The 12,772-nt window shown below is 62.7% G+C and carries 16 protein-coding genes; 4 read left to right on the top strand and 12 right to left on the bottom strand.

Annotated features, from left to right (window positions below):
- The first annotated feature begins 457 nt into the window (after window positions 1–457).
- On the top strand, window positions 458–619 hold the full coding sequence (locus tag QYH69_RS11150) for a DUF1328 domain-containing protein (RefSeq protein WP_028368672.1): 162 nt from the start codon (window positions 458–460) through the stop codon (window positions 617–619).
- A 212-nt stretch (window positions 620–831) separates the two neighbouring features.
- On the opposite strand, the gene QYH69_RS11145 is transcribed toward QYH69_RS11150, so the two are convergent.
- Both QYH69_RS11145 and QYH69_RS11140 read right to left on the bottom strand, forming a co-directional pair.
- Window positions 832–1,041: a hypothetical protein gene (locus QYH69_RS11145; RefSeq protein ID WP_308831920.1), complete on the bottom strand. Its 210-nt coding sequence runs from the start codon at window positions 1,039–1,041 to the stop codon at window positions 832–834.
- A gap of 242 nt (window positions 1,042–1,283) precedes the next feature.
- Window positions 1,284–1,931 (bottom strand): TetR/AcrR family transcriptional regulator, encoded by a 648-nt coding sequence (locus QYH69_RS11140; RefSeq protein ID WP_308831919.1) that lies wholly within the window; start codon window positions 1,929–1,931, stop codon window positions 1,284–1,286.
- A gap of 238 nt (window positions 1,932–2,169) precedes the next feature.
- On the opposite strand from QYH69_RS11140, the gene QYH69_RS11135 reads away from it, so the two are divergent.
- Together QYH69_RS11135 and QYH69_RS11130 are read left to right on the top strand one after the other, a co-directional pair.
- Complete coding sequence (locus tag QYH69_RS11135; protein WP_308832027.1) at window positions 2,170–2,562, top strand: SgcJ/EcaC family oxidoreductase; 393 nt, start codon at window positions 2,170–2,172, stop codon at window positions 2,560–2,562.
- Between the two features lie 198 nt (window positions 2,563–2,760).
- Window positions 2,761–3,435, top strand: coding sequence for a TetR/AcrR family transcriptional regulator (locus QYH69_RS11130; protein WP_308831918.1), 675 nt, complete (start codon window positions 2,761–2,763; stop codon window positions 3,433–3,435).
- Window positions 3,436–3,537: 102 nt separating this feature from the next.
- On the opposite strand, the gene QYH69_RS11125 is transcribed toward QYH69_RS11130, so the two are convergent.
- The 3 genes from QYH69_RS11125 to QYH69_RS11115 all read right to left on the bottom strand — a co-directional run bounded on the left by QYH69_RS11125 (window position 3,538) and on the right by QYH69_RS11115 (window position 5,221).
- On the bottom strand, window positions 3,538–4,032 hold the full coding sequence (locus QYH69_RS11125) for an Lrp/AsnC family transcriptional regulator (RefSeq protein ID WP_308831917.1): 495 nt from the start codon (window positions 4,030–4,032) through the stop codon (window positions 3,538–3,540).
- A gap of 175 nt (window positions 4,033–4,207) precedes the next feature.
- Entirely contained in the window at window positions 4,208–4,471 is a 264-nt protein-coding gene (locus QYH69_RS11120; RefSeq protein ID WP_308831916.1) for a hypothetical protein, read from the bottom strand.
- 258 nt (window positions 4,472–4,729) lie between these two features.
- Window positions 4,730–5,221, bottom strand: coding sequence for an MgtC/SapB family protein (locus QYH69_RS11115; RefSeq protein WP_308831915.1), 492 nt, complete (start codon window positions 5,219–5,221; stop codon window positions 4,730–4,732).
- A 243-nt stretch (window positions 5,222–5,464) separates the two neighbouring features.
- Here QYH69_RS11115 and QYH69_RS11110 point away from each other — a divergent pair, with 243 nt between their 5' ends.
- A complete protein-coding gene (locus tag QYH69_RS11110) occupies window positions 5,465–5,737 on the top strand; it encodes a hypothetical protein (RefSeq protein ID WP_308831914.1) in 273 nt (90 codons plus the stop codon).
- A 31-nt stretch (window positions 5,738–5,768) separates the two neighbouring features.
- Here QYH69_RS11110 and QYH69_RS11105 read toward each other — a convergent pair whose 3' ends face one another.
- The 7 genes from QYH69_RS11105 to QYH69_RS11075 all read right to left on the bottom strand — a co-directional run bounded on the left by QYH69_RS11105 (window position 5,769) and on the right by QYH69_RS11075 (window position 12,670).
- Window positions 5,769–6,326 (bottom strand): cupin domain-containing protein, encoded by a 558-nt coding sequence (locus tag QYH69_RS11105; protein WP_308831913.1) that lies wholly within the window; start codon window positions 6,324–6,326, stop codon window positions 5,769–5,771.
- A gap of 26 nt (window positions 6,327–6,352) precedes the next feature.
- The gene (locus QYH69_RS11100; protein WP_308831912.1) at window positions 6,353–6,682 is read right to left on the bottom strand and encodes a hypothetical protein; all 330 of its coding nucleotides are present in this window, start codon (window positions 6,680–6,682) and stop codon (window positions 6,353–6,355) included.
- Between the two features lie 63 nt (window positions 6,683–6,745).
- Window positions 6,746–8,071 carry a chloride channel protein gene (locus QYH69_RS11095; protein ID WP_308831911.1) on the bottom strand — a complete coding sequence of 442 codons (1,326 nt, stop codon included), beginning with the start codon at window positions 8,069–8,071 and terminating at the stop codon, window positions 6,746–6,748.
- Window positions 8,072–8,376: 305 nt separating this feature from the next.
- The gene (locus QYH69_RS11090) at window positions 8,377–9,006 is read right to left on the bottom strand and encodes a DAK2 domain-containing protein (RefSeq protein ID WP_308831910.1); all 630 of its coding nucleotides are present in this window, start codon (window positions 9,004–9,006) and stop codon (window positions 8,377–8,379) included.
- Between the two features lie 61 nt (window positions 9,007–9,067).
- Entirely contained in the window at window positions 9,068–10,078 is a 1,011-nt protein-coding gene (locus QYH69_RS11085; protein WP_308831909.1) for a dihydroxyacetone kinase subunit DhaK, read from the bottom strand.
- 40 nt (window positions 10,079–10,118) lie between these two features.
- Window positions 10,119–11,120 (bottom strand): ABC transporter permease, encoded by a 1,002-nt coding sequence (locus QYH69_RS11080; protein WP_308831908.1) that lies wholly within the window; start codon window positions 11,118–11,120, stop codon window positions 10,119–10,121.
- A complete protein-coding gene (locus tag QYH69_RS11075) occupies window positions 11,117–12,670 on the bottom strand; it encodes a sugar ABC transporter ATP-binding protein (RefSeq protein WP_308831907.1) in 1,554 nt (517 codons plus the stop codon). The genes QYH69_RS11080 and QYH69_RS11075 overlap by 4 nt, the downstream gene beginning before the upstream one ends.
- Window positions 12,671–12,772 lie beyond the last annotated feature (102 nt).

Here is a 12,772-nt window from a genome sequence, read left to right as displayed (position 1 = left end):
ACTTCCTGAATCGGATTCCCAACGCACCGGTTTTTTCTCCGCCACGCGCTATTTCCGCGTCGAATTGCAGACCAGCAACGAACGGACTTCACGAAGCGCTATTCCCTGAATTTGGCGCGCATTTTAGCGTGCGTTGCCGCACAAAGAAAAGGCCTTTTGTCGAAATAGACTGCGCAAAAACTACCGAATGAAAGGTGCGATTGATCAATAGCCCTTATCGTTAAAGACGCGCAAACGTTAAAACAGAATTTTGCATGGAAATCGCATCTGCAACGTTTTGGCTTTTTTACAACTGGCAATTCTGCAGAAATATCCGCAAAATTTCCCGGAAAAATTCCCGAGTGACAGGCACAAGTGTTGCTCTGCTGGATGCGTCGGTGAGTCGGGAGCAACCATGCGACGGCCGCCGCAATCGGGTTGATCAGTTCGTTTCAGCTACTCAACGGTGGAGGGATTCATGCTTCGATACGCTGCCATTTTCTTCGTGATCGCCATCATCGCGGCCGTGTTCGGCTTCGGCGGCATAGCGGCTGGCGCCGCGGAAATCGCGAAGGTGCTGTTCTTCATCTTTATCGTGATCTTCCTCGTGACGCTGCTGATGGGCGTCATTCGACGTTGACGCGCACCGCTCGAACCCGCCGGGTCGGCGTGCCGGGCCGCAAAAATTGCAAGCCGTGCCGGGGCGATTGAAACTGTTGCCGCCTGCGCGGGCAGGCCATGCATCCGGACCTGGTTAGGTTCGGATAGCAAAGGTGATGCGCGCCGAAGATGCGGTCCGCGGATGCGGGCCGCGCCGGCGCAGGCACATGTAGAAACGACGACCAGGGACTGTTACGACCGCGCTCGCGCTTCGAGGGCAAGCAAAGCTTCGTTCAGCTTCTTTACGCGGCTGCGTTGCGACGGCACGGATGCGGCGGAGGTGACGCTCTCCACGCGCTTGCGCCAGTACGAAAGCGAAAGCGGAATCCGATCATTTGCGCAGGCATGGGTAAGCACCTGCTCGAGGTGCTGGATATCCGTTTCCAGCTGGTAGTGATTCATGGCCTTCCCCGATGACGGCCAAGCGTTTTTTGACAGCTATTCGATCGCCAGGCGCCGACAAGCTTTCTTGTTCGAGTGGAAAGAATGGACAGGCTTGGCCCGTCCGCGGACCGACAATATGACATCGGCACAAACGGTCGGACAAGAGGCTCGCACAGTATGCGAGGATTCCTCATAACTTAGCTTGGCACGCGAACGGCGCGCGGCACATATGCATCGCGCATGTCGGTGCCCGGCGGCGATTAGCTGCCCATGGGAGCGACGCCGGACGGCAGATCGTAGCGGATGAAGCCGAGAATGAGGCGCACCATTTCGTCCTCGAACCTGCGCGTGCCGAGATATTCGGGCCGCTCGAGCGCGGTGGCGAGCAGCACACCCGAAATCGCACGGAACAGTACGAAGCGCGCCTCGTCCGCGGCAATGCGCTTGCCGGGTTCGGGGCTCTCGTTATGCAATGCGTCCGAGATCAGCCGGAAATAACGCTGCATGCCCTCGCCGATCGGCGAATCCCGCGCCGCATCGCTCCACTCGGCGCGCAAAATGCCGTAGAGGCGCGGCCTGTCGCCGATGAACGCGGCCATCGCGCGTATCATGCGACGCGCGTTGAGGCCCGTACCCGACGGAGCAGCGTCGGCAAGCGCGTTGCTCATCAGTTCGGTGAGGCGATCCAGTTCGCGCCGTGCGAGCGCTTCGACAAGGCCCTCCTTGTTCGGGAAATACTGGTAGAGCGCGCCGATACTGAAGCCCGCCGCGTCGGCTACGCGCTGAGTGGTCAGTCCTGATTTGCCATGTACTTCGAGAATGCGCGCGGCGGCTTCGAGAATGCTGTCGAGTGCGAATGACGCGCGGGCCTGCTTCGGCCGACGTCGTTCCGAAGACGAGTTGGACAAAGGGACTCCTATAACGGGACACCGCTATCTTAGTTGAGTTGGCAACGGCTTTCAGCAGGCACTGTGTAATATCCGCAACGTCTTGCCCGAATGGATGGCCGAAAAGATCATCGATTGCGTGATTCGGACTTTTTCGTCGCGACTCCGAAACAAAAATCGACTTCAACCCGGACTCAACACCGGCACGACCGCACGGCCCGTAATCGAAATTCTTGCAAAACCGATCGAGGAAAGAGCAATGAACGAGGATGAACGCGCAATTCGCAATCTCGTGGATAGCTGGCTCGCCGCCACGCGAGCCGGCGATTTAGCCACGTTGTCGAGTCTGATCGCAGACGATGCCGTTTTTATGGTGTGCGGTGAAAAGCCTTTCGGAAAGGCGGCTTTCATGGCTGAAATGGACAACCTGAAACCCGCGCATTTCGAAGCGACAAGCAATATCGAGGAATTACAGATACTCGGCGACTGGGCGTTCCTGCGCAATTGTCTTGACGTCACGATGACATTGCCTGGCAATACGCAGTCCGCCCGTCGCGCAGGCTATACCCTGACGATCCTGCGCAAGGAACCGGACGGCAAATGGCGGCTCGCAAGGGATGCGAACCTGATGGTCACGAAACCGCAAGCATAAGACTTTCGCACAAACGGGTCGCAAGCCACGCCGCAATGCGAAGAGCGCGATGTTCGTCTAACTTCGTGTGGCAACGTATGCTGATTGCCTTATAACGTTTTGTTTTGGACTTGCAGCGATCCGCGAACCTGAGTAATAATCAAATCTCGATCCTCAGGGGGCTTCGTGGTTCTATCGCCTAAATTCACCAGCCCAAAATTGGCTGCGAAGATTCTTGGCGCTCGTTCGGAACAACGCGTAATCGATATTCTGAATACGGCTCAGGTTGTATTCGGGGAACAGGGCTTCGACCGCGGCACGACCGCGGAAATCGCGCGCCGCCTCAACATTTCCGAAGCGACGATCTTCACGTATTTCGGCAGCAAGCGTGAGCTTTGCCAGGAGTTGCTTTACACCTGGTACACGATGATCACCGCGCAAATGGAAGAGGACTTTCCACGCACCGAAGGCCTGCGCAACAAGATCGACTATGTGGTGACGCGGCACCTCAATTATCTGCTGCAAGATACGAAAGGCTTCTGTGCGCTCATCCTCAGCGAGGGCCGCACGGTTCACGGCGAGTTCGCCGAAGATCTTGCCGATCTCAAACGCCGCTACCTCGCGAGCTTCATGATCGCGCTGCGCGAAGCGCAAGCAGCCGGCGAGATCGACCCGGAGATCCGTTTATCGATCGTACGCGACATGCTGTTCGGCATGATGGAACACATCCTGTGGCGCAATATCGAAGCCGATCGCGTGCCGGACATCCCCACGACCGCCTCCGAAGTCACCCGACTCATCATGAAGGCAATTGCGCCAAACGGCGACGAACTGCGCCGTCTTCGTCAATTCCGCGAGGACGTCGCCGCGTCGCTCAAACGCATCGACCAGTAACGTGCTGCCGAAGACACTGCGCGGCGAATGAATGTCGTCGCGCAGGCAATTGAAATGAAATCGCGGTGATGCGCATAGCCCGGTGTGCGCGCCGACGCGCGTTCATACGCACGGGCTCGGGCCACGTTCGAGATAGGTCGTCAAAGCAATGTAGCTGCGCGTTCCGGCAAAGCCTTCGATTGAATGAATACGCTCGAGCAAACGTTCAAGACTTTGCGTGTCGCGCGTGCGAACCTTCAACAGCATCGCGCTTTCGCCGGTGACGGTATGAATCTCTTCAATGTCGGGCAACTCTTCGAGCTGCAGCAGTTGCCGGGTAGCCATCCAGCTTGTCGTATCGACATGCACGAACGCGAGTAGAGGCCGTCCGAGTTTTGCGGCATCCATTGTGACGACGGTAGCCTTGACGACGCCATCCTGGCGCAAGCGCTTCGCGCGTTCATGTACGGCGGGAGCGGAGAGGTGGAGGCGCTTGCCGAGCTCGGCGTACGTGAGGCGTGCGTCTTCCGATAACAACGCCAATAGTTTGCGGTCAGTAGCGTCCAGTGTCGTTCCCGCACACGATTTTTTGCGATCCTTATCGGTCCCTGAAGTCATCTAGCCTCACCTGAACAAATCAGAGGCTGGTTGAGCTTTAGTCAAGTTAAAAATGCAAACATCTACATCTTTTTAATGAACTCCGCCCAACGAGCCGAATTTACCAGCTGCGCGGGGTTGAGTATAGCTCAAGTGAAAAAATGATGCCCACAATATGTCGACACTTTGTATGGCTTCAATCAAATATCTGCGCTTTACAGAACATTGTTGTCCCGAAAATTGCCAATGCCGCACGCGCCATGTATTTGCCCGGTTCGCGCGCGATCACTTTGCCTGTCGCCGTTAACGGCAGATCGCCGGCAAAATGAATGATGCGGCCAGATGCCGCAACAGGCAGCCTTCTGTAGTCGCGGCGCCTATCCGCACGACGCTCCGGCAACGACATCGTCGTCGCGTCCGATAAAACGAATGAAACCTTCGTCGTCCGCAACGCCAGCATCGCCCGTCACAGTCCTTCAGCCACAAATTTGCCGTGCACCGCCGCGTCGTTACGCCAATACCCGATGGCCATCACAGGGTCGGCACGCGCACCCATCGCACCACTTTCATGGACGCCCAGGTGCGCGGTCGCCATGTCGACCGATCGCGACCGAAAGCGCCGAGACGACGCCCTTTTACATGCCGCCGGAATATCGTTCGCCTGAAGTTTGATCGGGCAGCGTTCGAGGCACCCGCGCCACCGTTCCTTACGATACGCTCACTTGTTGAGCGGCCCTATCGACGGCTTCAACGCTCGCAAGCCCGCGAGAATCACGAGCGCGATCACCGTGCTGAGGATCGCGGTCGCCTCGCGCCCGAGCCCGGCCGCGACACCGACGCCGGCCGCGAACCACAGGCTCGCCGCCGTTGTGAGTCCGCGTACTTCGCGCTCGGCGCTCAGTTTGATGATTGCGCCGGCGCCGAGAAAACCGATGCCGGACACGAGGCCTTGCAGCACGCGGCTCATGTCGTCCTGCCCAAAGCCGGCCTGCAATGGCACGAGCACGAAAAGCGCGGATCCGGTCGAGACCAGCATATGCGTACGCAAGCCGGCGTCCCGGCCGGCCAGTTCGCGCTCGAAACCGACCACGCTGCCGAGCACGAGCGCAACGCAAAGACGGATGACGAGCTGAGTGATACTCGCCAGATCGTTGAGATCGGAGAACTCGCGCTGCGCCACGACCCAGACCTCGTGCATCCACCCGTTCATATTGGCTCTCCTTACGGTCGGCGGAAAATGGGCTCATCGGCCGCGCGACGCCTGAGCCGGCCCGCGGCGCGATGCCAGTATGATGACGGCTGCGGGCGGGCGCGTCATCGTCTGCCGCACGATGCCGCATGCGGAGCGGCCGCGCCGTTGTCAAACATTGTCGACGGGTTTTCGTACCGGGTCTTTGTACCTATTGCCGTCGGGGCGCGTGCGCCCTCACAATGCGCGCACTTCGGGAGGAACATGAAGAGACGTCTGCTGCTGGCTGGGGTGAGTGTGCTGACTGCCTGCACGGCGGTATCGAATGTGGAAGTACGGCCGAACGGCTCGTTGATCGTTACGAGCCGTGCGCGCAATAGCTTTGCATCATGGAACAGCATCCGCAATGCGGGAATGAAACACGCGAATACGTACTGCCGCGAGCAGAACAAGCGCATGCACGCGATTTCGGTGCACACGATCGGCGTGCGTGGCGTCGACAACGAATCGATCGAAATTACATTCGAGTGCTTCTGACGCGACAGCGCCGTCGCCGTCGTATCCGGATTCAGCCGGCGCGCAACCAGTAATCGATCAACGGTCCGGTTTGGCCCAGTACCGGATCGGACGGCGGGAACGGCAAGGCCTCCATCCTCGTGCACTCTTCGCGCGTCAGCGCATCGCGGCGGATATCCCACTGCTGTCCTGCCGGGTAGGCGCCGACCACGCTGAACCGGCCGCTTGCCGATTGCAAACAGTGGCCGGTGCCGGCGGGCAGCAGCATCACATCGCCGGTGTGCACATGCACGACGCGGCCGCGCGGCCCGCCGACGATCACATCGGCTTCGCCGGACACAATCGCGAGCACTTCGTGCGCGGTCGAATGGAAATGGTGGTAGTCGAAGATGCTGTCGCGCCAGCGCGGCGGCCAGTGGTGCTCGTCAAACAGTGCTTCGAATGCGGCGGCACGCTCTTCGGCGTCGATGCCGGCGTCGCCGGACAGCGCGTCGCGGTACAAAACGACCGGCAGCTTGCGATTGTTCGGCACCCAGTCGTGAGGCGCCAGCTTGAATACTTCGACGTCGAGCTTCGTGGCATCGGGCCGGATTGCGGGATCCGCGTGCATGCTTGCCTCCGGGCAATCGTTACAGATCAGGCAGCACCGCCGCGCGTGCGCTCCCCGACGGTTTCGCGCAACGCGAAATCCGATGGTCCTGGTGCGGGCACGCCCTTGGGCGGGTCCGATTCGCCTAACGGTTCGTCAGCATCGGCCGGCGCCGCCGGATTGGCATGATCGGCAGGGTCCGCCCGATCATGCTTCGCAGGCTGCTCGCCCTTTTCGGGCAGCGGCTGATCGAGACCGGGCTCGACCGGCGTCGGTATCGCGTCGCCGATCGGCTTCGATATTTCAGTCGGCGACTGTTCGGAAGGATCGAAGGGCTCGGCGTCGTCCGCGCCGCTGCCTGGTTTCGTCGTGGCCATCATGCGCTCCCTGAACACACTGAGCTTACGAACCAGCAACGGACGTACCCGGCGCAGCCGCGCTCAGACCGACGCGCCCTGCGTTGGCGCGTCCTGACACGGCTTGCGCGCAAGCATCTTGCACAGCCGGGCGGCGGCGACGGAACCCGCAACGGCAAGCACGATCGGCACGAGCATCGCATGGCGCATATGCGTGAACTCGGCGATCAGCACAACCGCGGTGATCGGCATATTCATCGACGACGCGAGAAACGCCGTCGCGCCGATCAACGCGAATGCACCCGTCGGCAGATTGACGCCGACGAATCCGCACACGCTGCCAAGCACGATGCCGGCCAGCGAACCGATCGCGAGGCTCGGCGTCAGCACGCCGCCATATGCGCCCACGCGCAGGCTGCCGAGCGTCACCACTACTCTGAGCGCGAGCAGCGCGGCCGCGAGGCCGATCGTCACATGCGTGTCCAAGCCGAGCTGCGCGGCGCTTTTGCCATTGCCGAGCAGCTGCGGAAAATAGACGGCGAGCGCGCCGATCGCGGTGAAGTTCAACATGCACAACGCCGGCAAGCGCCAGCCGTCGCGCGGTGCTGCCGCGCCCGCCTTCTTCGCCGCCCAACTGAAGCCATAGGCCGCAACACCGAGAATCGGCCCCACGCTCACGGCCCAGATAATCAGGCTCGTGCTGTCTGTCAGCGCGGGCACGACGTACAGCGGCGCGTCGCCGAGCGCGAGACGTGCAGTCAGCGCCGCGATGACCGAGGCGGTCACCGCCATCGCGACGGCAGTCGCGTTCATCGAGACGAGCAGCACTTCGAGCACGAACACCGCGCCGCCGAGCGGCACGTTATAGACGGCCGCGAGCCCCGCTCCCGCGCCGCATGCGATCAGCAGCCGCACGTGCGCGGGCGTGAGCCGCGCGAGCTTTGCAAGCCAGCCGGAGATAACGGCGCCGAGTTCGCGCGGCGCGGTCTCGCGGCCGAGCGGCGAACCCAGCGCGACGGTCACGATTTGCAGCAGCACATGCACGAGCGTCGTGCGAGGGGGTATCGGCGCATCGGGCGCGGCAAGCGTCTTCGCGATGCCGACGAGCGGCCGGCCAAAACGATGCAGCGCCCACCATCCGAAACCCGCGACCACGCCGCAGACGAACATCGCCGCCACACGACGCAGCGGCGACGCATCGGTCACGCCCTGCAGGAACGTCTGTGTATCGACGAGCCTGTCGAGGCTGTAGCCGTAGGCGACATGCTGGATGCCGTGCAGCAGCAGCGCGAGCAGCGCGCCACCGAGGCCGGCGACGATACCGGTCGCGACTGTCGCCACCGCGAGGCGCAGCGCGGCGCGACCGGGATGCGGCGGCGGCGATTGCTCGCGCACGGATTCGGAAGGCATGAAGGAGCTCCCTGAAAGGCGTCGGCGACCCGTGCACTATAGAATTTACATGCCGATGAATCAAATGACTCGGCCCGGGCCATCGATGCACGCGAGGCACCGCGCGCAAAGCCCGTATGCCGTGCGCCCGGGCCGTTGCCGTAAGCCTTGCAACGCTACGCGAAGCCGACATGGCGCCATTTCATAACCGCACTGCCCAATCGCTTCCCGCACGCAGCCCTTCACGTCCAGTCGTCGTCCGCTGCGGCACACTGCAGCCCGCTGCATCGCTTCGCGCCTGCGTCGCTGCGCGGGCAGCAGCTTCGTCAACTCGCCGCGAACGCCTGACGCAGTTTCTCGAGGAACCTCAAATAAGCGGTCGCGCCAGGATCGGGATGCCCGATGCTGCGCTCCTGTACCCATGCGGCGCGCCCCTTCTGCGATTGCAGCGCGGCTGTCGTGTCGACCTGTTCCTTCGCGATGCTGATCATCGCGTCGAGCACTGCGCCCGCATCGCCCTGCGATGCTTCGAGCACGTCGAGGCTCGGCACGAGCGCATCGAGCACGGTCTTGTCACCGACCTTGCTTTTGCCGCGCTCGGTGATGCGCGCCGCGATCGCGCGGCCGATGGCGAGCGCATCGGCTTTCTCGAGTGCGTGTTTGCCGGTGACGGTCTTTGCCGCCGCAAGCAGACCGCCGCCGACCAGCGCCGCAAACGTCGACGGATTCGCGGTCGAAAACGCCTTGCCCGCGGCGAGCAGCAGGTCGGACGCCGACGCATCGGCGGGCAGCGCGGCCCACGCCGCGACCACGGCCTTCGAGCCGGACTGCACCGTGATGCCGAGGTCGCCGTCGCCGAGCGCGGCGTCGAGATCGCGCAATTCCTCGGTATGCGCGGGCAACGCATCGAGCGCGCGGCTCACGCGCTCGCGCATGTCACTGCTGGAAACGCTCATGCCTATCTCTCCTCACTCCGGTTCAACGAGATCCGTTCATTGCCAACGCGCGCCGTCGCCGTCACGTCGGCAGCCAGTCACGAAAGAACGGCGAACGCGCGGGCGCCGCGAGCAACGCCTCGAGTTCGTCGTCGAGTTTCATTATCGTGATCGATGCGCCGGCCATCTCGAGACTTGTCACATACTCGCCGACGTACGAGCGCGCGATCGTAAGCCCCTGATCCGCGATGTTTTTCGCAGTGCGCCGATACAGCAGATACAGTTCCTCGAGCGGCGTGGCGCCAAGGCCGTTGACCAGCACCGCGACGCGCGTGCCCTTCGGAGCCGCGAGATCGCGCAGGATTTCGCTGGAGAGCCGGTCCGCAATCGCATCGGCCGTTTCGAGTGCGCCGCGGTGCGTGCCCGGCTCGCCGTGAATGCCGATGCCGACTTCCATCTGTCCGTCGGGCAGCGTGAACGTCGGCTTGCCGGCCGCGGGCAGGATGGTCGGCGACAAGCCGACGCCCATCGTGCGGCACGCGTCGTTCGCCTTCGCCGTAATGCGCGCGACGTCATCGAGCGAATCGCCGCGTTCGGCCGCCGCGCCGCCGCACTTGAACGCGAACACCATGCCCGCCACGCCGCGCCGGTCGCTCGAGCGTTCGCGCGGCGCGGACGCGACATCGTCGGTCAGCACCACGGTTTTCACGTCGATGCCTTCCGCCTCTGCCAGATCCGCCGCGAGATCGAAATTGAGCACGTCGCCGCCGTAATTGCCGTACACATAAAGCACGCCTGCGCCACCGTTGACTGCTTTCGTCGCTTCGAAAATCTGTTCCGACGACGGCGACGAAAACACATTGCCGACCGCGACGCCGCTGCACAGCCCCTGCCCCACGTAACCGAGAAAGCCCGGCATATGGCCGGAGCCGCCGCCGGTAACGATGCCGACGTGCCCTGCTTTAGGCGCATCGGCGCGCACGAGCGCACGTTGATCCGCGGTGGCGGCTTTGATCCAGCCCGGATGCGCGACGAACAGCGACTCGATGATTTCGTCGACGAACTGGTCCGGCTGATTGATGATCTTCTTCACGTGTTTCTCCCGAAATGATCTGCCTGAAAAGAAAAGGGTTTCAGTTCTTGCGGCGCTGGCTCAGCGCATCGAGCATCACGGCGGCGAAAATCACGCCGCCCTGAATGAATTGCGTCCAGAACGGGTTCACGCCGAGCAGCGATAGCCCGACGTTGATCACGCCGATCAGCACGACCCCGATAAAGGTGCCGACGATCGAGCCGCGCCCGCCCGCGAGCGACGTGCCGCCGATCACGATGCCTGCGATCACCTGCAGTTCGAGCCCGTTCGCTGCTGAAGGCAATGCCGAATTCAGGCGCCCGGCCAGCACGATGCCGGCAATCGCCGCCGTCAGGCCGGCGAGCGCGTAGGTGATGAACATCACGCGCTGCACCGGAATACCGGCCAGACGCGCCGCCTCGCGATTGCCGCCGACCGCGAACACCTGATGACCGAACGTCGTTTTACGAAGCAGCACATGGCCGATGACGAACACGACGAGCATCACGAGCATCGGCATCGGCAATCCGGCGATCGATTTCGCGCCGAACGCCGTGAACGCATTCGGGAAATCGAACTTCGTGCGGCCATCGGAAATGGCGAGCGTGAGGCCGCGCGCCATGGCCATCATCGCGAGCGTGACGATGAACGGCACGAGCCGCAGCCATGCGACCGCAAAGCCGTTCAGCGCGCCGACGCCGGCGCCCACGGCAAGCGCGATCACGAGACCCGCCAGACCGAGGCCCAGGGCATCGGGCTGCGAGCCGGCCATGAACGTCGCGGCAACCATGCCCGTCAACGCGACGAGCGAGCCGACCGACAGATCGATGCCCGACGTGATGATCACGAACGTGCCGCCGACCGCCGCGATGCCGACCACCGACACCTGCACCATGATGTTGGTCAGCGTGCTCGTCGTCAGAAACTCCGGTAACGCGAACGACAACACGATGCAGATAATCAAAAGTGCCGCGAGCAGCGGACCGATGCCGCTGCGCATTTGCCGGATCACGCGTGTCGACCACGCCTGCGAATCGGCTTCTTTTGCTGCCGTCGAATTCATGCGCCTACTCCTGTCGTAGCCCATTGGATCACCGTCTCCGAATCTGCCTTGTCGCGCGGCAACTCGGTGACGATACGACCGCGATACATCACGAGCACGCGGTCGGACATGCCAAGCAGCTCCGGCAATTCGGAGCTGACCATCAATACCGCGGCGCCCGCGCGCGCCATCGCTATCATGTGTGCGTAAATCTCGGTCTTCGCGCCGACGTCGATGCCGCGCGTCGGCTCGTCGAGCATGATGACCGCGGGGCCGGTCGCCGTTGCGCGGCCCAGAATCACTTTTTGCTGGTTACCGCCCGACAGATTGCCGGTGATCGCGGTCACCGACGGCGCGCGCACGGCGAAACGCGCACTGGCCTCCTGCGCGAGCTTGCGTTTTCGCGCACTGCGCACGAAACCTCCCGTGGCAAGCGCCTTCAGGCTAGACAGCGCGATGTTTTCCTCGATGCTCGCATCGAGCACGAGCCCTTCGAGCTTGCGGTCTTCGGCCGTATAGACGAGGCCTGCACTGACGCCGGCTGCCGGCGAATGAATGTCGACCTTGCGGCCGCGCACATGAATTTCGCCCTGCGTGACCTTCTGTGCGCCGAAAATCGCCTTCAGCAATTCAGTGCGGCCCGCGCCGGCAATGCCTGCGATACCGACGATTTCGCCGGCGCGCACGGCAAAGCCCGCGTGCCGCACGACCGGCGGACTGGCGAGATCGCGCACTTCGAGTACGACCGGCCCATATTCGCGCGGCTCCCACGGATAGAACGAATCGAGGTTGCGCGCGACCATCGCCTGCACGAGGTCCTGCTCGGTCCATTGCGACATCGGCCGCGCGTCGACGGTCGCGCCGTCGCGCATCACGACGGCCGAGTCCGCGAGCTCGAACACCTCTTCAAGATGGTGCGAAATAAAGATGATGCCCATGCCGCCCTCGCGCAGGCGCCGCACGACGCGATACAGGTTCGCGATATCGTCGTGCTGCAGCGCGGCGGTCGGCTCGTCCATCACGAGGATGCGGGCTTCGCGCGCGAGCGCCTTTGCGACTTCGACGAGTTGCCGCTTGTTGAGCGGCAGATCGCCGAGCCGCATCGACGGCGGCACGTTATCGAGCCCGACCTGCGCGAGCGCTTCGCGTGCGCGACGGTCGGCCGCACGGCGGTTCACGAAACCGCCGCTTGCCGGCATGCGGCCGAGGAACAGATTTTCGGCCACCGTCATATCGTTGACGAGCGACAGCTCCTGATAGATGACCGCGACGCCTGCATCGATGGCCGCATGCGTGCCGCGCGCAAGCGCCACGCCGTTGATCTCGATCGTGCCTTCGTCCGGCTCGTATGCGCCGGACAAGGTCTTGATCAGCGACGATTTGCCCGCGCCGTTCTCGCCGACAATCGCCATCACGTGCCCTGCATGCAGCGTGAGGCTCACGCCGCGCAGCGCCTTCACACCGGGAAAGCTCTTGACGATGCCTTCCATATGCAGCAACGGCGGCACGCCGCCCGGGCGCCCTTCGGCCCGGGCGGCGGCCTGCTGCTGCGAACTCGTTCCGGCATTCATGAATGATTCCGTCCTGCTCTTAAAGCATGCGTTGAAGCGGAGCGTGCAAGGAAGCGCGTACGTCGAGTCGTGCCACCGTTCGACGCGACGCACGCGCGCTGT

Source organism: Paraburkholderia sp. SARCC-3016 (assembly GCF_031119615.1).
GTDB lineage: Bacteria > Pseudomonadota > Gammaproteobacteria > Burkholderiales > Burkholderiaceae > Paraburkholderia.
Note: the sequence above shows the minus strand (reverse complement) of the source record. Positions and strands in the feature narration are given on the sequence as shown.